Origin of the sequence: Mycolicibacterium frederiksbergense (genome assembly GCF_012223425.1) — a bacterium.
Taxonomy (GTDB): domain Bacteria; phylum Actinomycetota; class Actinomycetes; order Mycobacteriales; family Mycobacteriaceae; genus Mycobacterium; species Mycobacterium frederiksbergense.
In genome coordinates, this window is the sequence record NZ_CP038799.1 from 2,395,512 (window position 1) to 2,413,489 (window position 17,978).

General features: G+C 68.0%; 16 protein-coding genes and 1 tRNA gene. 13 read left to right on the forward strand and 4 right to left on the reverse strand.

All coding sequences use genetic code 11. From position 1 onward, the window contains the following. The first annotated feature begins 484 nt into the window (after positions 1 to 484). Together EXE63_RS14465 and EXE63_RS14470 are read left to right on the forward strand one after the other, a co-directional pair. Positions 485 to 1,453 carry a GGDEF domain-containing protein gene (locus EXE63_RS14465; RefSeq protein WP_234904500.1) on the forward strand — a complete coding sequence of 323 codons (969 nt, stop codon included), beginning with the start codon at positions 485 to 487 and terminating at the stop codon, positions 1,451 to 1,453. Beyond that, positions 1,450 to 2,106, forward strand: a complete 657-nt coding sequence (locus tag EXE63_RS14470) for a GNAT family N-acetyltransferase (protein WP_168142500.1) — start codon at positions 1,450 to 1,452, stop codon at positions 2,104 to 2,106. The genes EXE63_RS14465 and EXE63_RS14470 overlap by 4 nt, the downstream gene beginning before the upstream one ends. Positions 2,107 to 2,113: 7 nt before the next feature. Here the strand turns inward: EXE63_RS14470 and EXE63_RS14475 are convergent, their stop codons facing one another. After that, positions 2,114 to 2,950 (reverse strand): PE-PPE domain-containing protein, encoded by an 837-nt coding sequence (locus tag EXE63_RS14475; protein WP_168142501.1) that lies wholly within the window; start codon positions 2,948 to 2,950, stop codon positions 2,114 to 2,116. Positions 2,951 to 3,308: 358 nt separating this feature from the next. Here EXE63_RS14475 and EXE63_RS14480 point away from each other — a divergent pair, with 358 nt between their 5' ends. After that, on the forward strand, positions 3,309 to 4,982 hold the full coding sequence (locus EXE63_RS14480; protein ID WP_168142502.1) for an alpha/beta hydrolase: 1,674 nt from the start codon (positions 3,309 to 3,311) through the stop codon (positions 4,980 to 4,982). 140 nt (positions 4,983 to 5,122) lie between these two features. Continuing rightward, complete coding sequence (locus tag EXE63_RS14485) at positions 5,123 to 5,611, forward strand: hypothetical protein (protein ID WP_168142503.1); 489 nt, start codon at positions 5,123 to 5,125, stop codon at positions 5,609 to 5,611. 98 nt (positions 5,612 to 5,709) lie between these two features. Here EXE63_RS14485 and EXE63_RS14490 read toward each other — a convergent pair. Beyond that, positions 5,710 to 5,792 (reverse strand) — tRNA-Leu (locus EXE63_RS14490). Positions 5,793 to 6,008: 216 nt separating this feature from the next. On the opposite strand from EXE63_RS14490, the gene EXE63_RS14495 reads away from it, so the two are divergent. From EXE63_RS14495 to pknB, 7 genes are all read left to right on the forward strand, one after another. Beyond that, complete coding sequence (locus EXE63_RS14495) at positions 6,009 to 7,412, forward strand: FhaA domain-containing protein (protein ID WP_168142504.1); 1,404 nt, start codon at positions 6,009 to 6,011, stop codon at positions 7,410 to 7,412. 82 nt (positions 7,413 to 7,494) lie between these two features. After that, complete coding sequence (locus EXE63_RS14500) at positions 7,495 to 7,962, forward strand: FHA domain-containing protein FhaB/FipA (RefSeq protein WP_067990749.1); 468 nt, start codon at positions 7,495 to 7,497, stop codon at positions 7,960 to 7,962. Next, a complete protein-coding gene (locus EXE63_RS14505) occupies positions 7,959 to 9,485 on the forward strand; it encodes a PP2C family protein-serine/threonine phosphatase (protein ID WP_168142505.1) in 1,527 nt (508 codons plus the stop codon). The genes EXE63_RS14500 and EXE63_RS14505 overlap by 4 nt, the downstream gene beginning before the upstream one ends. Next, entirely contained in the window at positions 9,482 to 10,903 is a 1,422-nt protein-coding gene (locus EXE63_RS14510) for a peptidoglycan glycosyltransferase RodA (RefSeq protein WP_168142506.1), read from the forward strand. The genes EXE63_RS14505 and EXE63_RS14510 overlap by 4 nt, the downstream gene beginning before the upstream one ends. After that, positions 10,900 to 12,375, forward strand: coding sequence for a D,D-transpeptidase PbpA (gene pbpA / locus EXE63_RS14515; RefSeq protein ID WP_168142507.1), 1,476 nt, complete (start codon positions 10,900 to 10,902; stop codon positions 12,373 to 12,375). Before EXE63_RS14510 ends, pbpA begins: the two co-directional genes overlap by 4 nt. Continuing rightward, positions 12,372 to 13,565, forward strand: coding sequence for a protein kinase domain-containing protein (locus EXE63_RS14520; protein ID WP_168142508.1), 1,194 nt, complete (start codon positions 12,372 to 12,374; stop codon positions 13,563 to 13,565). The genes pbpA and EXE63_RS14520 overlap by 4 nt, the downstream gene beginning before the upstream one ends. Further along, positions 13,562 to 15,433 carry a Stk1 family PASTA domain-containing Ser/Thr kinase gene (pknB, locus tag EXE63_RS14525; RefSeq protein ID WP_168142509.1) on the forward strand — a complete coding sequence of 624 codons (1,872 nt, stop codon included), beginning with the start codon at positions 13,562 to 13,564 and terminating at the stop codon, positions 15,431 to 15,433. Before EXE63_RS14520 ends, pknB begins: the two co-directional genes overlap by 4 nt. A gap of 81 nt (positions 15,434 to 15,514) precedes the next feature. Here pknB and EXE63_RS14530 read toward each other — a convergent pair whose 3' ends face one another. Then, on the reverse strand, positions 15,515 to 16,174 hold the full coding sequence (locus tag EXE63_RS14530) for an aminodeoxychorismate/anthranilate synthase component II (protein WP_168142510.1): 660 nt from the start codon (positions 16,172 to 16,174) through the stop codon (positions 15,515 to 15,517). A gap of 26 nt (positions 16,175 to 16,200) precedes the next feature. Beyond that, positions 16,201 to 16,995 (reverse strand): DUF881 domain-containing protein, encoded by a 795-nt coding sequence (locus tag EXE63_RS14535; RefSeq protein WP_168142511.1) that lies wholly within the window; start codon positions 16,993 to 16,995, stop codon positions 16,201 to 16,203. A gap of 42 nt (positions 16,996 to 17,037) precedes the next feature. Between EXE63_RS14535 and crgA the strand changes: the two genes are divergently transcribed. Then, a complete protein-coding gene (gene crgA, locus EXE63_RS14540; RefSeq protein ID WP_105362613.1) occupies positions 17,038 to 17,319 on the forward strand; it encodes a cell division protein CrgA in 282 nt (93 codons plus the stop codon). A 155-nt stretch (positions 17,320 to 17,474) separates the two neighbouring features. Next, the gene (locus EXE63_RS14545; RefSeq protein ID WP_168145590.1) at positions 17,475 to 17,888 is read left to right on the forward strand and encodes a PH domain-containing protein; all 414 of its coding nucleotides are present in this window, start codon (positions 17,475 to 17,477) and stop codon (positions 17,886 to 17,888) included. Positions 17,889 to 17,978 lie beyond the last annotated feature (90 nt).

Consider the following 17,978-nt stretch of genomic DNA (forward strand, 5'->3'; position numbering starts at 1 on the left):
ATGTTCCCCACTTCGTGTCGTTGCAGATATGCCCTATGCCGTGACGAACATCACCGCGAGCTGGATATTGACGGCTACGTTAGCCAGTTTTCGCAATTCTGTCAGTCTTTGCCACATATGTCCGACGATTCGGCGGACAGGTGTTCAGACCGCCGATCTAGGTCTCCAGGGCCATTGCTGCGACGGATTTGGAAAAGAATCGGCACCGCCACCTGCGTATTCATTCTTTGCCGGTCCGTCGGGTCGCTGCTGCCGGCGCAACTTTGCCCGTACCCGCCGGGCAGCACCGACATCGAGCACCGGCCTGCCGTCGCTTGTGCCCGATCGGTCGGCGCCCCGTCCAGCGAATCGCCGGTAGCGGGGCGCCCGTCACCTGACAAGCGTCGAACGGCCGTCCATTCCGGCGCGTTGCTCATCTCGCTCCACGATTGGGTAGGAATGTGCAGAATGGTTTGCTGATCGACACGGGGGACGGGGTGGGGGTGTGCCGGTTCTGACTACGGTGCTGCGTCGCCGGATGCTGCTGATCTATCTGACAACCGGGCTGGTGCTGTACGTCCTGGCGATCGTGAGCGCGTCCGACAGACCAGACGTCTGGGGCGAATGGATTTCCGCGGCAGTGACCGCGGTGGGCTTGGTCGCGGCGGTGCCCCGACCACTGTGCGGCTGGCGGTATATGGTGGCCTTGGTGTGCGCGTGCATCGCACCGCTGGCCGCGGTGCTGGGTCACCACGAACCTGCCGCGCAGGTATGGGCCCTGATCCCGTTGATCCTGATCGCCGTGTTCATCCGGAGCTGGCACCGGCCGACGACCGCGCGACTGGTGGGCGCGCTGCTCGCCGCGGGGGTCATGGTGGGCATGTGGATTGCCCCGGCACCGGTTCCGGCGCTGTGGTTCCTGTTGTTCCCGGTGTGCATCGTGGGCGCCGCAGAGGTGCTGGGATTACTGCACGGGGCGTTGATCGAGGCCGCTCTGCGTGATCCGCTGACATCGGTGTGGAATCGCGCGGGGTTGAACCGAGAGCTCGACGCTCTGCTTCCACGTGCGCGGCGGCACGCAGAATCGCTGGCCGTCATCGTGCTCGACATCGATGACTTCAAATCCGTGAACGACCGCGACGGTCACGCCGCCGGCGACACCGTGCTCATTGGGCTGGCCCGACGCTGGGCCAGGCAACTGCCGGCATCGGCTCTCGTCGGCCGCCTCGGCGGTGACGAGTTCGTCGCCGTCATCGCCGGTTACGACGAGAGCCAGGCCCGCGCGCTGGCCGACACGCTCAGCGGCGACGGTCCGGTTCACGTCAGCACCGGCATCGCGGTCGGACCCGCCTACGAGCCGGGTTCGTTTGCCAGGATGCTCACCGAGGCGGACCGGGATCTCTACCGGCGCAAGAACGCTCGCAAGAGCGTGACCGCCGATGAGGCTCCGCCGTCTGCCGATTCGTCGTCATGAGCACTGTCACAGCACAGTTCGCGTTGCGGATCGACATGGGCGGCGCCGAGATGGCTGCGCCGACGGATGCCCAACTAGCCGAACTCGCCCGGCACGCCGCGACTCCGGAAGCGGTACTGCCCGTCGATCAGACGCACTTCGTCAAGTGGATCGACGGCCGGACGCCACCGGAGATCGAACGCCAACGCATCGCCCGCGTGCAATCGAATCGCGACCTGACCACGAGGCCGGGATGGACCCTCGATCTGGCGGTCCTGGTCGATGGCGCACCGGTAGGCCTGCAGAGCGTGTCGGGATTCGAGCAGTGGCCGCAACAGCGCACCGTCGGCACCACGTCGTGGTTGATCGCCCCGTTCCAGGGGCGGGGATTGGGCACCCGGGCGCGGGCCGCCGTGCTGGAACTCGCGTTCCTGCATCTGGACGCCGACACGGCGAAATCCTGGGTGCTGGAGGAGAACACCAGCAGCGCGCGGGTCTCGACCGCGCTGGGCTATCAGTTGGTCGACAGCCATGTCCTGGTCGAGAACGGCCGCGAGCTCACCGAGCACGTCTACGAGCTACGGCGCCGGGACTGGCTGGGCTCGGCGGCGCGCCGCCGGTACGGGCCGGTCATCACCGGCGCCGACGCTCTGGTCCGGGTGCTGAGCCGCTGAACGCCTTTCACGTCGCGGGGATCGGCAGGGTCCCCATCGGCCGGGTATACGCCGATTCCACGATAGGACGCAGACGCGCATCATCGCCGATCTTCTGGCTGTTGGGTGTCCACTGCTGGGTCACCATCGGCAGGAAATAGGTGGCCGGCGCTCCCAGAATGTAGGTGGCATTGCCCTCGACGAAGGTCTTGTTGGCGGGATCGTTGAGGCCGATCTTGCTGTAGTCGTTGTGGACCGGTTTGAGTTCACCCTTGCCCCCGACCAGGCTGGCGGCGCTGCGGTTCTTCTTCGCGTCGGCGTTGCTCAGGTCGTTCGGGCAGTCGGCAAAGTAGTCATATTGGCGCGCAATCACTTTCACGGTGTACGGGGTGTCGTCCGGAAATCCGTTCCCGCCGTAGGCCGCCACACAGCCGCTGCCCGGGACGTTGGCGCAACCGTTGTACTTGCTCTCCAGGTCACCGGTCATCACAAAGGTCACCGTCGCCGGGTCGACATCGCTGGTCGGGCCGTAGCGGCGCAACCACGCATCGGCAACCTGCGCGCCCTGGCTGTGCCCGGCCACGATCTTGGTACCCGGGATCGAGTGCAGCATCTCGTTGAGCTTGTCGGCGCCCTTGTTGGTGTTGGTGGCGCCCGGAAAGTTGTTGTAGGGCACCTTCACCACCTCATTGGGGGCGGCGAACAGCTCGCCGCGCAGCCAGTTCCCATCGAGCGGGCCGAATGCCGGCGCCAACGTGAGCACCGTGGCACCGCCCGGGCCCGGAGCGGCCGCCGCCGGGATCGGCGCCGAGACGGCCGCGCTCATGCCGAACAACAATGCCAACGCGACGTGCAGAATCTTCATCCGTGTTCTCCCCCTTGCCGAAACGGCATCTGCTGGACAGCTCCCCGCATTCGATGGTGCGGCGCGCGACCCTCGAAGCCCAAGCATCGTGTCGCGAATAGCGAAGAGTTGGAATGGATTCGAGACCTGCCATCCGATCCCGGCCAGGGCGGCACCGCACCGTCGAGCGAATTCGGCTTCCAGGACCGCGCCGAAAATTGCCGCACAGGCCACGCCGCGCCCCGAAGTAGTCTGGATCGACACGGGTTGTTGGACAGGGGGGATGCTATGCCGCAGCCTTTGCACAGTGTCGCCGATGGCCGGGCGGGCCCACGGGCGCGTCGATGAGAACGCGGCGGCCCGGTGACGGTCCTCGCTGGTGAGCATCTCTGTCGAAGAGATCGACCGCTGGGATGCCGGCGACGTGCGTGAGGTGTTCCACGCGACGCGCAGCCGCGCCGAGGCGGCCCGCGAAGCCGCCGACGGAATAGCCGAGCTGCCGGCCTTCGGCTCGTGGGGCGGCGATGCCTCCGAGGCCGCCAAGGACGCCCTCGGGCGCACCCGGCTCGACCTCGACGCACACGGCAACGAGTCACTGGCCGTGGCCAGGGCGGCCGGCACGGCCGCCGACGACATCGAGCACGTCAAATCCCGGTTGTCGCAGCTGCGCGACGAGGCCGAGCGGTTGGGCATGGTCGTCGATCCCGTCACGAACACTGTCGAGCCGGGTCCGGGCGCGGCCGGGGCGGATCCGATGGAGATCGCGCTCAAGCAGATGCAGCTACAGCCGGGGCTCGATGCTGTGATCGCCGAGGCTGCCCGGATCGATCAGGAGCTGGCCCGGGCGATCAACATGGCCATCGGCGAATCACCGATCGCGGATGCGCCGCACGATCATCGACCCGAGATCCAGGAGGCGCTGGGCAGGCCGCTGCCCGCCGATCCGCAGCAGTTCAACGACCTCTGGGAACAACTGACCCCCGAGCAGAAAGACTGGTTCTACGAGCGCGACCACAGCATCGGCAATCACCCGGGGATGCCGTTCGCGGACAAGAACACCTACAACCGCCGCCATCTCGACGAACTGATGCAGACCGAGCAGGGCACCATCGATCACATGCAGTCACGTTTCGACGATCTGGCCCGGCGGGTCTACCTGGGCGATCACAGCGCAGCCACCGGCAACGAGCTGGCCGCGCTGGGTCCGCAGCTGGCCACGGCACGCCATCGCATGAACGGGTACACGGCCGTCGACGGTGTGCTGGAGGGCAGGGGCGGCGCGCCGCGGCTGCTGGCGATGATCGACGACCACGGCCGCGCCGCGGTGTCGATCGGCAACCCGGACACCGCCAGTCACACAGCAACTTTCGTGCCCGGAACCGGCCAGGATCTCGGGGCGTTCCACGGCAGTGATCGCAAGTCCGAGGAGATGTTCGCCGCGGCCCTGCGTGCCAACCCTGCGTTGTCCTCGCACGACGTGGCCGTGACGACGTGGATGGGCTATGACCGGCCGATGAACCTCGGCGAGGCCGCCTTCCCGGGCCGTGCCGAAGCCGGCGGTGCCGGACTGGACTCCTTCATCGACGGCATGCACGCCTCGCACACGGGTGCGGTTCCGGCGGTCGACACCGTCATCGGCCACAGCTACGGATCCACATTGGTCGGCGGTGCGGCCACCGGCGGCAACCACCTGGCCGCCGACAACGTCATCGCCGTCGGCAGCCCCGGCATGCTCACCGACCACGCGAGCAATCTGAGCCTGGCCGAAGGTGCCAACGTCTACTCGATGACCGCCCGCAATGACATCATCAGCTGGGCCACCGATACCACCCTCGGTGCCGACCCGTTCGCCACCGACTTCGGCGCGACCCGCCTGCTGTCCGATCCCGGCACCAGCTGGGACCCAACGGAAATCATCGGCAGCGTGGGCGCCCACAGCAGCTACTGGGACAGCCAGTCCAATCCCGCGCTGCAGAACATGGGCGCGATCATCGCCGGTCTGCCACCCGCGCAGATCGTGACACCGGACGGAGGGATCGCACCCGGATCATGACGACCAAGACCTCACTGATGCACCGCGCCCTCGCCCCGCTCGCCTGCCTGGCGGCGGTCCTGGCGTTATCCGGATGTGGTGATGCCGGAGATCTCGAACCCCCTACCCCAACCGGCGCGACCGACATTGGAGGACCACACATGTCCACACCTGCCGGCGAGGAGCCGCAAGAAATTTCACCCGAAAGCCAGAAGCAGGTGGAAGACACCCTGCTCGGCTACATCAAACGCACCCTGCAGGCCCTGGCGCCGGGCTACGCGCTCGATGCCACCCGCTTCGGGGGAACAGGAAGCGGGATCATCGGCTGTGATGACAACGCGACCGGCCCGGACGCCCCGGTGCGGCTCACCGTCACCGGTGACCTCAAGATCCCTGCGGGGGTCGACAACGTCGCCGTCTCCGACGCGTTCGGGGACGTCTGGCGCGGTTGGGGCTGGCGCGTGTACACCGACGACCGGTTCCGCCAACCCAACCGGTTCGGGGTCAGCCCAGACGGCTACCGGCTCAGCACCGAGCAACCCGCCGTGCCGGGCTACCCGCCGGGTTTCATCGCGTCCTCGCCGTGTTTCCCCGGAAACCTGGCCGATGACGACTACTCATTCCCTGTCGTCATCGACGCCGACAGCTGAGCGGCGATCGACGCAGCACCGGGCGCGGAAAACACAAAGGTCACGAACCATTTCTGGTTCGTGACCTCTGCGTCGCGGTTACGTAGAACCGCTCTGTGTGGGCGAAGGGGGACTTGAACCCCCACGTCCCGAAGGACACTGGCACCTGAAGCCAGCGCGTCTGCCATTCCGCCACTCGCCCGAATGACCGCGCAACCGTATCACTAGTGCCCTTTTCCGCCCAAACCACCAGAACTCGAAAGAGCGCACCCCGCTGACCTGGCGTGATCCGATTCTCAGAGATCTGTTGGTCACGCAATCGCGTGACGGGCCGATAACATGCCTGTGAGCAGTGTGGCCAGAGCGACACGCGGCGCGGGGACCGACAAACAGCACGACGAGTGGACGAGGCGGTGAGATGGGCCTGGCAGACCGTATCGAGCGACGCCTCGAATCGAGCGTCGGTGACGCCTTCGCCCGCGTTTTCGGCGGGTCCATCGTCCCGCAGGAGGTCGAGGCGCTGTTGCGCCGCGAGGCCGAGGCCAGATCTCGGGCCGTCGCCGGCGGCCGTATTTTGGCCCCCAACGATTACGTCATTACCCTCAGTGAGACTGATTACCAGAAGGTGAGCGCCGACCCCGACCGGACATCGACCACATTTGCCCGTCACCTGGAGGGTTTCATCCATGACCAGGGGTGGCAAACGTATGGTGATGTGGTCGTCAGGTTTGAGCCATCGCCGAGCCTGCACACCGGACAGTTCCGCGCCCGTGGAGCGGTCAACCCAGACTCGACCACCCACGAACCCGCACCAGCAGAACGAGACCGCGCGTCCACCGCAGAACCAGGAGTACCAGCGATGACCGACAACCCGAGCTACCGAGGCCAGGGACAGGGTCGGCCCGGCGACGACCAGTACGACGACCGGTACCGCCAGCCTGAGGAGGCCCGCGGCGGCTACCCGCAGGAGCAGGGCGGCTACCCCGACCAGGGCGCCTACCAGCCGCGTCCGCCCGCCGGATACCCCGAGCAGGGTGGTTACCCGGACCAGGGTTACCCGCAGCCTTCCTATGATCAGCGGCCGCCCGCCGGTGAGCAGCGCCCGCCCGCCGGATACGGCCAGCCGCCGGCCGGGTACCCGGACCAGGGTTACCGCCAGCAGCCGCCGCCGGCCGGATATGGTCAGCCGCCGGCATCGCCGCCCCCCGGATACGGCGACTACGACTACGGCCGCCCCCCGGCGCGCCAGGACGAGGGCTACGGCCGTCCGCCCGCACCGCCGGCTCCCGGCTACCCCGATCAGGGTGGCTACCCGGACCAGGGCGGCTATCCCGATCAGGGCGGCTACGGCGGCCAGCAGTACGGTCGCGCCGACTACGCGGCACCGCCCGCACCGGCCGCACCCGACTACGGCCGCTACGGCGAGCCCCCTGCCCAGGGTGGGTACCCGGATCAGGGTTACGGCGAGCCCGCCGGGTACGACTACGGTGCCCAGCCCGCAGCACCCGCCGGGTACGGCGCCGGCTACGGCGCCGCGGCGACCGTGACGCTGCAGCTCGACGACGGCAGTGGCCGGACCTACCAGCTGCGCGAAGGCGCCAACGTGATCGGCCGCGGCCAGGACGCCCAGTTCCGGCTGCCCGATACCGGTGTGTCCCGCCGTCACCTGGAGATCCGCTGGGACGGCCAGGTCGCGCTGCTGTCGGATCTGAACTCCACCAACGGCACCACGGTCAACAATGCGCCGGTGCAGGAGTGGCAGCTCGCCGACGGTGACGTGGTCCGGCTGGGCCACTCCGAGATCATCGTCCGGGTCCACTGAGCGTCGATCAGCTACGGCCCTATACGCCTCCCAGTATCGTGACGGCGGAACTCGCACGGAACCGGGACGGAGAGGACGTCGGATGCAGGGGCTAGTACTGCAGCTGACGCGCGTCGGATTTCTGCTGCTGCTGTGGCTGTTCATCTGGTCGGTGCTGCGCATCCTGCGCACCGATATCTATGCCCCCACCGGTGCCGTCATGGTGCGCCGCGGACTGGCGCTTCGCGGCTCGCTGCTGCCCAAGGGCGAACGCCGGCACATCGCCCGGCATCTGGTGGTCACCGAGGGCGCGCTGGCCGGTACCCGCATCACGTTGGGCAGCCAGCCGGTGCTGATGGGGCGTGCCGATGACTCCACCCTGGTGCTCACCGACGATTACGCGTCGACACGGCACGCCAGGCTGTCACCTCGGGGGTCGGAATGGTATGTGGAGGACCTAGGATCGACCAACGGCACATACCTTGACAGGGCGAAGGTGACTACGGCGGTAAGGGTTCCGATGGGAACGCCGGTACGAATCGGCAAGACAGTGATCGAGTTGCGCCCGTGACACTGGTGCTCAGATATGCAGCACGCAGCGACCGCGGTCTGGTGCGCGCCAACAACGAGGACTCGGTGTACGCCGGTGCCCGGTTGCTGGCTCTGGCCGACGGCATGGGCGGGCACGCCGCCGGTGAGGTGGCCTCCCAGCTGGTGATCGCCGCGCTCGCCCATCTCGATGACGACGAGCCCGGCGGGGACCTGCTCAACAAGCTCAATGTGGCGGTACACGAGGGCAACTCGGCCATCGCCGCCCACGTGGAGGCCGACCCCGAGCTCGAGGGCATGGGCACCACGCTGACCGCCATCCTGTTCGCCGGTGGCCGGCTCGGGCTGGTGCACATCGGCGACTCCCGCGGCTACCTCATGCGCGACGGTGAACTGACCCAGATCACCAAGGACGACACCTTCGTCCAAACCCTGGTCGACGAGGGTCGCATCACCGCCGAGGAGGCGCACAGCCATCCGCAGCGCTCGCTGATCATGAAAGCGCTGACCGGTCACGAGGTGGAACCGGCGCTGATCATGCGCGAGGCCAAGGTCGGCGATCGCTACCTGCTCTGTTCGGACGGGCTGTCCGACCCGGTCAGCCACGACACCATCGCCGAGGCACTGCAGATCCCCGATGTCGTCGACGCCGCCGACCGGTTGATCGAGCTCGCGCTGCGCGGCGGTGGCCCCGACAACGTCACCGTGGTGGTCGCCGACGTCGTGGACTACGACTACGGCCAGACTCAGCCGATCCTGGCCGGAGCCGTCTCCGGTGTGGATGACGACACCATCCCGCCCAATACCGCCGCGGGCCGCGCGTCGGCGTTCAACCCGAAACGCAACCAACCCAAAAGGGTTGTCACACAACCCGAGGAGCAACGACCGCCCCGCTCCAAACGCCGGATGCTGATCGCCGCAGTGGTGGTCCTACTGGTGGTGGTGGCGGGGCTGACCATCGCCCGCGAGATCATTCGCAACAACTATTACGTCAGCGAGCAGGACGACACCGTCGCGATCATGCGCGGTGTGCAGACCTCGTTTCTGGGTCTTTCCCTGCAGGAGCCCTTTCTGGTCGGCTGCCTGAATGCGCGAAACGAGTTGTCACTGATCAGCTTCAACCAGTCCAAGGAGCCGCTGGACTGCCAGGTGCTGCGCCTTGAGGACATCCGCGAGTCCGAGCGCGCCCAGGTCGCCGCCGGCCTGCCCTCCGGCTCGCTCGATGACGCGATCCGCCAGATCAACGAACTGTCCCGGACGTCGCTGCTGCCCATCTGCGCGCTGCCGACCCGGACCCCGACCACCACCACCCCGAGCCCCACCCGGCCGCCGGCCCCCACCACGGCACCGCCGCCCACCTCAGGCACACCGCGCCCGGCCACCCCGCCGCCCGCGACATCGGCTGCGCCTGCGCCCGCCACGCCCGCGCCGGTGAGCCCGACCACCGCCACCGCGCCGCCACCGCGGCCCAGCCCATCCCCCACCGTCACGGCTCTGCCCCCACCACCGCCGGAGCCGGGCACCAACTGCCGGACGGCGTCATGACCTCGTCGACCCAGCCACAGTCACCGGTCTCGGTCACCCCTCCCCTGCCCAATCGCCGCAATTCCGAACTGGCGCTGCTGATTTTCGCCGCGGTGATCACCACCGTGGCGTTGCTCATCGTGGAGGCCAACCAGGAACAGGGCCTGGACTGGGACCTCGCCCAGTACACCCTGGGCTACCTCGCGCTGTTCGGGGCCGCCCACCTGGCGATCCGCCGCTACGCCCCCTATGCCGATCCGCTGCTGCTGCCGGTGGTGGCACTGCTCAACGGCTTGGGGCTGGTCATGATCCACCGCCTGGACCTCGCCCAGCGCGAGCTGAGCCTGGACAACGTCGGCGGCAACGCCGACCAGCAGATGCTGTGGACTCTGGTCGGCGTGGCGGCCTTCTGCGCCGTGCTGGCGCTGCTGCGCGACCATCGCATGCTGGCCCGCTACGGCTACACCTGCGGGCTGATCGGCTTTGTGCTGCTTGTCATTCCGGCTCTGCTGCCGGCCCGGTTCTCCGAGCAGAACGGCGCCAAGATCTGGATCCGGTTCGAGGGCTTCTCCATCCAGCCCGCCGAGTTCTCCAAGATCCTGTTGCTGATCTTCTTCGCCGCGGTGCTGGTGTCCAAGCGCGAACTGTTCACCAATGCCGGCAAGCACGTCCTCGGTGTGGACCTGCCGCGCCCGCGTGATCTGGCTCCGCTGCTGGTGGCCTGGATCGCCTCGGTCGGTGTGATGGTGTTCGAAAAGGATTTGGGCACTTCACTTCTGCTCTACGGGTCGTTTTTGGTGCTGCTGTACGTGGCCACCGACCGGCTGTCCTGGGTGGTCATCGGGCTGGCCCTGTTCGCCGCGGGCAGCGTGGTGGCCTATCAGCTGTTCGGGCATGTCCGGGTACGGGTGCAGAACTGGCTGGACCCGTTCGCCGATCCCGACGGCGCCGGCTACCAGATGGTGCAATCGCTGTTCAGCTTCGCCACCGGTGGCATTTTCGGCACCGGCCTCGGCAACGGCCAACCCGGCACCGTGCCCGCGGCCTCCACCGACTTCATCATCGCCGCAATCGGCGAGGAACTCGGATTGGTCGGTCTCGCAGGCGTTCTCATGCTCTACACGATCCTGATCATCCGGGGCCTGCGCACCGCGCTCGCGGTCCGGGACAGCTTCGGCAAGCTGCTGGCAGCCGGGTTGGCCTCCACGCTGGCCATCCAGCTGTTCATCGTCGTCGGCGGAGTCACCAAGCTGATCCCGCTCACCGGGCTCACCACGCCGTGGATGTCCTATGGCGGCTCGTCGCTGCTGGCCAACTACGTGCTGCTGGCCATCCTGGTGCGCATCTCGCACGCGGCGCGCCGACCGATCGACACCGCCCGGGCACCCAACCCGGCGCCGATCGCCGCGGCCTCCACCGAAGTGATCGGCCGCGTATGAACGACTCACTGCGCCGGCTCTCGGTCGTCTTCATGGCACTCGTGGTGCTGCTGCTGGCCAACGCCACCCTCACCCAGGTGTTCACCGCCGACGGGTACCGCGCCGACCCACGCAACCAGCGGGTGCTGCTCGACGAGTATTCGCGTCAGCGTGGCCAGATCACCGCCGGTGGCCAACTGCTGGCCTACTCGGTGTCCACCGACGGCCGGTTCCGTTTCCTGCGCGTCTATCCCAACCCACAGACCTACGCCCCGGTCACCGGGTTCTACTCGCTGGGCTACTCCAGCAGCGGCCTCGAGCGGGCCGAGGACCCCGTGCTCAACGGCTCCGACGAGCGGCTCTTCGGTAAGCGGTTGGCTGATTTCTTCACCGGCCGGGACCCGCGCGGCGGCACCGTCGACACCACGGTGCGGCCAGACGTGCAAGAAGCCGCCTGGGACGCGATGGCCGAGGGCTGCGACGGACCCTGCAAGGGCGCCGTGGTGGCGCTCGAGCCCGCCACCGGCAAGATCCTGGCGATGGTGTCCTCGCCGTCCTATGACCCGAACAAGCTGGCCAGCCACGACGGCGCCGTACAGACCGCCACCTGGGACCAGCTGCGCGACGACCCGAATGCGCCGCTGGTCAACCGCGCGATCGCCGAGACCTACCCACCGGGCTCCACCTTCAAGGTCATCACCACCGCCGCCGCGCTGCAATCCGGCAGCACCCCGGACACCCAGCTGACCTCGGCGGCACGCATCCCGCTGCCCGACAGCACCGCGACGCTGGAGAACTACGGCGGCTCGGCCTGCGGCGGCGGCCCGACCGCATCGCTGCGCGAGGCCTTCGCCCGGTCCTGCAACACCGCCTTCGTCGAACTCGGGCTCGATACCGGCGCCGACAAACTGAAGTCCACCGCTGCGGCGTTCGGACTGGATTCGCCGCCGGCGCCCATCCCGCTGCAGGTCGCCGAGTCCACCGTGGGCCCGATCAGCGACGGTGCGGCGCTCGGCATGTCCAGCATCGGGCAGCGCGATGTCGCGGTGACCCCGCTGCAGAACGCCATGGTGGCGGCGACCATCGCCAACGACGGCGTCACCATGACGCCGTATCTGGTCGATACCCTCAAGGGACCGGACCTGTCCAATATCGCCACCACCGCCCCCACCGAGCAGCGACGCGCGGTGTCACCGCAGGTCGCAGCTACACTTACCGATCTGATGGTCGGCGCCGAGCAGGTGACGCAGCAGAAGGGAGCCATCGCCGGCGTGCAGATCGCATCCAAAACGGGCACCGCCGAGCACGGCACGGATCCCCGCAACACCCCTCCCCACGCCTGGTACATCGCGTTCGCGCCGGCGCAAGCCCCGAAGGTCGCCATCGCGGTACTCGTGGAGAATGGCGGAGACCGATTGTCCGCCACCGGCGGCGCAGTGGCCGCCCCGATCGGGCGGGCCACCATCGCCGCCGCACTCCGGGAGGCATCATGACGGCCCGGGTGGGAGTGACGCTGTCGGGCCGCTACCGGCTGCAGCGACTCATCGCCACCGGCGGTATGGGACAGGTGTGGGAAGGACTCGACACCCGCCTCGGCCGCCAGGTCGCGATCAAGGTTCTCAAGGCCGAGTTCTCCGAGGACTCCGAGTTCGTGGAGCGGTTCCGTGCCGAGGCGCGCACCGTCGCCATGCTCAATCACCCCGGCATCGCCAGCGTCTATGACTACGGCGAGACCGAGATCGAAGCCGGTGAGGGCCGCACCGCCTACCTGGTGATGGAACTGGTCAACGGCGAACCGCTGAACTCCGTCATCAAGCGCACTGGACGGCTGTCGCTGCGCCATGCGTTGGACATGCTGGAGCAGACCGGCCGCGCGCTGCAGGTCGCGCACACCGCCGGCCTGGTGCACCGCGACGTCAAACCCGGAAACATCCTGATCACCCCGACCGGCCAGGTGAAGCTCACCGACTTCGGTATCGCCAAGGCCGTGGACGCCGCGCCGGTCACCCAGACCGGCATGGTGATGGGCACCGCGCAGTACATCGCGCCCGAACAGGCCCTCGGCCGCGACGCCACCGCCGCCTCCGACGTCTACTCGCTCGGCGTCGTCGGCTACGAATCCGTGTCGGGCAAGCGTCCGTTCACCGGCGACGGCGCCCTGACCGTGGCGATGAAGCACATCAAGGAAACCCCGCCACCGCTGCCGCCGGATCTGCCGCCCAACGTGCGTGAGCTCATCGAGATCACGCTGGCCAAGGAGCCCAACCACCGGTATCGGTCGGGGGGCCCGTTCTCCGACGCCGTCGCCGCGGTCCGCGCCGGCCGCCGGCCACCGCGGCCGAACTCCGCTCCGACGATCGGTCGGGCCGCCCCGGCGGCCATCCCCTCGGTCACCCAGGCCCGCGCCGCGGCGGCCGCCGAGTACCGGCCGCCGCCGACGGCGTCGCGCCCGCGGGCGGCCACCGGGAACCACCGGCCGCCGGCCCCGCGCCGGACTTTCTCACCCGGACAGCGCGCCCTGCTGTGGGCCGCCGGGGTGCTGGGTGCGCTGGCGATCATCATCGCCGTGCTGATCGTGGTCAACGCGCAGGACAAACGCGACCGTCCTGTCCAGCAGGAAACGTCCACCAGCACCACCGTGATCGGCGTCCCGCCCGAGCCACCCCCGAGTGAGACGCCATGACCACCCCCCAGCACCTGTCGGACCGCTACGAGCTCGGCGAGATCCTCGGCTTCGGCGGGATGTCGGAGGTCCACATCGCCCGCGACGTCCGGCTCCACCGTGACGTCGCGGTCAAGGTGTTGCGTGCCGATCTGGCCCGTGATCCGAGCTTCTATCTCCGCTTCCGGCGCGAGGCACAGAACGCCGCGGCACTGAATCACCCGGCCATCGTCGCCGTCTACGACACCGGCGAGGCCGACACCCCCAACGGGCCGCTGCCCTACATCGTGATGGAGTACGTGGACGGTGTGACGCTGCGCGACATCGTGCACACCGAGGGCCCGATGGAGCCCAAGCGGGCCATCGAGATCATCGCCGACGCCTGCCAGGCGCTGAACTTCAGCCACCAGCACGGCATCATCCACCGCGACGTCAAGCCGGCCAACATCATGATCAGCAAGGCCGGCGCGGTGAAGGTGATGGATTTCGGGATCGCCCGTGCACTGGCCGACAGCGGCAACAGCGTGACCCAGACCGCGGCCGTCATCGGCACCGCGCAGTACCTGTCCCCCGAGCAGGCCCGCGGCGAGTCCGTCGACGCCCGCTCCGACGTGTACTCGCTGGGCTGCGTCCTCTACGAAATCCTCACCGGCGAACCACCTTTCGTCGGTGACTCCCCCGTCGCGGTGGCCTACCAGCATGTCCGCGAGGACCCGGTGCCGCCGTCGACCCGGCACGCCGGCCTGTCCCCCGGCCTGGACGCCGTGGTACTCAAGGCACTGTCGAAGAACCCGGAGAACCGGTACCAGAGCGCCGCCGAGATGCGCACCGACCTGATCCGGGTGCACAGCGGCGAGGCGCCCGAGGCGCCAAAGATCTTCACCGACGCCGAGCGCACCAACATTTTGACCAGCACCGGTCCGCATGCCCGCGCGCTGCCCACCGAGCACATCCCGGCCACCGGCTACGCCCAATCCTCGGGCAACGGTTCGATCGGACGCTGGCTCATCGCCGTCGCGGTGCTGGCCGTGCTGACCGTCGTGGTGACCGTCGCGATCAACGCGTTCGGCAACAGTCCCCGCGATGTGCAGGTCCCCGATGTGACCGGCCAGGTTTCCGCGGATGCCATCGCCGCGCTGCAGAACCGCGGATTCAAGACCCGCACCTCGCTGCAGACGAACTCCACGGTGGCGCCCGACCATGTCATCAGCACCGACCCGGCCGCCGACACCGCGGTCGCCGCCGGCGAGGACATCACCATCAATGTCTCCACCGGCCCGGAACAGCGCGCGGTGCCCGATGTCCGCGGGACCTCGCTGGCCGACGCCACCCAAGAGCTGCTCGATGCCGGATTCGGCCGAGTCCAGCCGTCGGAATCGGAGTCGACCCCCGAGCTCAAGGGCAAGGTGCTGGGCACCAACCCGCCCGCCAACGCCACCTCGGCGATCACCAACGTCATCACCGTCATCGTCGGTACCGGTCCCGGCAGCGTGGTGGTTCCCGATTGCGTGGGACAGTCCGTCGACACCTGCCGGCAGATCCTGGAGGCCTCCGGCTTCCCGAATACGGTGCCCGTGGAGGTGGATGACACCGCACCGGCGGGTCAGGTGGTGGGCCTGAATCCGCCCGCCGGTCAGCCCGCCCCCAAGGACGCCGTCGTGCAGATGCAGGTCTCGCGCGGCAACCAGTTCGTGATGCCCAACCTGTCCGGGCAGTTCTGGGTGGACGCCGAGCCGAATCTGCGCGCACTGGGGTGGACCGGCGTGCTCATCAAGGGCCCCAACGTCGACAACAGTGGCCAGCGCACCAACGCGGTGGTGACCCAGAGTCCGGCCCCGGGCGCCGGGGTGGGCTACCGGGACTCGATCACGATCAGTTTCGCGTCCTAGCAGCCTCGCAATGTCACCCTGACAGCGCCGCCGTGGATATATCTGCGTGGCGCCGCTGTCAGCGTGACATTGCGTCGGGACTCAGGTCCGGGCGGTGGCCGCGCGTACGGTGTCGGCCACTTCGGTCTCCAGCGTGCGGACCAGACCCTCATCGGGTGCCGCCCCGCAGTAGCCGAGCCAGTTGGCCAGCATCCGGTGACCGCCCTCGGTGAGGATCGATTCGGGGTGGAACTGCACGCCGTGGATCGGCAACTCGGTGTGCCGGACCGCCATGATGACGCCGCTGTCGGTGCGGCCGGTGGCTTCCAGCACATCGGGCAGGGTGTCCGGCAGAATGGTCAGCGAGTGGTACCTGGTCGCCGTGAAGGGCTCCGGAAGTCCTTGCAGCACACCAGCATCGGTGTGATGCACGATGCTCGTCTTACCGTGCAGCAGTTCCGGGGCGCGGTCCACGGTGCCGCCGAAGGCGACCCCGATGGCCTGGTGGCCGAGGCACACGCCGAGCAACGGGGTCCGCGTCTTGGCGCAGGCCCGCACCAGCGCGATCGACGCGCCGGCGCGCTCCGGGGTACCGGGGCCGGGGGAGAGCAGGATGCCGTCGAACTCCGCGGCGATGGCATCCGGGTCCGACAGCCGGTCGTCATCGTTGCGCCACACCTGCGCGTTCACGCCGAGCTGGCCCAGGTACTGGACCAGGTTGAACACGAAGCTGTCGTAGTTGTCGACGACCAGAACCTGCATGCGATCAGGCTACTGGCCTGCGCACGTCAATATCCGAGTGGACCGACCGGCTTGGCGTAGCGCATCCGCACCGGCGCGGTGTGACCCACCAGCTCCACCTGCTCGCGGACCTCCTCGGAATACCCGAGTTCGAACCGCAGCACGTACTGCTTGTACAAGGTCACCAGTGGGGCCTCCGCCAGCGCGGTCTGCATGGCCGGCACGTCGCCGACGGCGGTGATGACATACGGCGGGCTGTAGGTGCGCCCGTTGAGCAGCAGGGTGTTCCCGACGCACAGCGGCGCCGACGTCGCGACGATGCGTTGATCCTGCATCTGCACGCCCTCGGCACCGGCACTCCACAGCGCGTTGAGCACCGCCTGGATGTCTTGCTGATGCACCACCAGGTCGTCGGGGGCGGCGTCGATGGGAAAACGGCCATCGGCGTCGCGCTGGGCGTCGTTCAGGGTGATCACCAGGCCCGGCCCGCGCAGCGGATCCAGCCCGGCCTGCTCGGCGAGGGTGTCCGAGCGGCGGGTGATGGCGGCCAGGGCGGCGTCGGCACCGGGGGAGCCGCCGTGGCGGTGATCGATGGCGTTCACCATGTCGTCGCGCCGCGCAGCGAGACGATCCACGCTGGCACTGGCTTCACGCACCAAGTCCACCAGGCGCGGAGAGTCACTGCGGCGGATCTCGTCGCCGCCGGACACGCCATGGGTGGTGGACAGCAGGAGTCCGGCGAAGACGCACACGACGGGAACGCCGAATCGCCAGAGCGAGCGTCGCCGGTTGGAATTCCCGGCGGCGGGCGCGGCTGCGTTAGGCTCAGGTTTCTGATCCATGTTCGAGTCCCGGCCGTTCTCCATCGTCTTCAAAGGTTAACCATGCCCAAGTCCAAAGTCCGTAAGAAGAACGACTTCACCATCAACCCGGTGAGCCGGACCCCGGTCAAGGTCAAGGCCGGCCCGTCGAGCGTGTGGTTCGTGGTGCTGTTCGTGGGCCTGATGTTGCTGGGCCTGCTGTGGCTGTTGGTCTTCCAGCTGGGTGCCACCGGTTTGGACGCGCCGACCTGGCTGGGCTGGATGGCCGATCTCGGCCCGTGGAACTACGCGATCGCCTTTGCTTTCATGATCACCGGACTGTTGCTCACCATGCGGTGGCGCTGACGCCCGCGCGTCCCGGTTTGAATTCAAAATTGCTTCCATGCGTTCCCCGAGCCGCAACCTGCCCGTAACCCAATCACACCGTTGTGATTCATCCCCATTGGGGATAGCGCCTGTGGATAACTTCAAAGCCCCCGGTGAGACGGTGTACTGACGTGATTCAGCAAACTAGTTGGGCTCCGAAGACGGCCGGCATCGTCTGGATCGGCGTCATCGGACTCGTGATGGCCACCGTCGCTGTGACCGTGGTCACAGACCTGCCGGGACGTGTCCTCGGGGGCGTTGCCGCGCTGGGTTTGATTCTGTTTGCAACAGCTTCGTGGCGCGCACGTCCAAAACTGGCAATCACCGACGCCGGCCTGGAGATACGCGGCTGGCTGAGCACCCGGGTGCTGACCAAGGCCGACATCACCCTGATCCGGATCACCGAGTTCCGCCGGTTGGCACGCAAGGTGCGACTGTTGGAGATCGACACGGCCGATGATCGGCTCCATGTGTTCACCCGGTGGGACCTGGGCACCGACCCGTTACAGGTGCTCGACACCCTCACCGACGCCGGCTACACACCCTGAACCCGCGAGCGTGCGTGTCTGACCCGGAGACGACGCTCCAAGCCCAAAGAAAACGCACGCTCACCGGCAACCGGCGAACGTGCGTTTCAG

Bases quoted from the DNA above. Each gene is read 5' to 3' on its own strand.
- EXE63_RS14470 (WP_168142500.1), top strand. From the start codon at position 1,450: ATGAGCACTGTCACAGCACAGTTCGCGTTGCGGATCGACATGGGCGGC.
- EXE63_RS14475 (WP_168142501.1), bottom strand. From the start codon at position 2,950: ATGAAGATTCTGCACGTCGCGTTGGCATTGTTGTTCGGCATGAGCGCG.
- EXE63_RS14485 (WP_168142503.1), top strand. From the start codon at position 5,123: ATGTCCACACCTGCCGGCGAGGAGCCGCAAGAAATTTCACCCGAAAGC.
- EXE63_RS14495 (WP_168142504.1), top strand. From the start codon at position 6,009: ATGGGCCTGGCAGACCGTATCGAGCGACGCCTCGAATCGAGCGTCGGT.
- EXE63_RS14500 (WP_067990749.1), top strand. From the start codon at position 7,495: ATGCAGGGGCTAGTACTGCAGCTGACGCGCGTCGGATTTCTGCTGCTG.
- EXE63_RS14510 (WP_168142506.1), top strand. From the start codon at position 9,482: ATGACCTCGTCGACCCAGCCACAGTCACCGGTCTCGGTCACCCCTCCC.
- pbpA (WP_168142507.1), top strand. From the start codon at position 10,900: ATGAACGACTCACTGCGCCGGCTCTCGGTCGTCTTCATGGCACTCGTG.
- EXE63_RS14520 (WP_168142508.1), top strand. From the start codon at position 12,372: ATGACGGCCCGGGTGGGAGTGACGCTGTCGGGCCGCTACCGGCTGCAG.
- pknB (WP_168142509.1), top strand. From the start codon at position 13,562: ATGACCACCCCCCAGCACCTGTCGGACCGCTACGAGCTCGGCGAGATC.
- EXE63_RS14530 (WP_168142510.1), bottom strand. From the start codon at position 16,174: ATGCAGGTTCTGGTCGTCGACAACTACGACAGCTTCGTGTTCAACCTG.
- EXE63_RS14535 (WP_168142511.1), bottom strand. From the start codon at position 16,995: ATGGATCAGAAACCTGAGCCTAACGCAGCCGCGCCCGCCGCCGGGAAT.
- crgA (WP_105362613.1), top strand. From the start codon at position 17,038: ATGCCCAAGTCCAAAGTCCGTAAGAAGAACGACTTCACCATCAACCCG.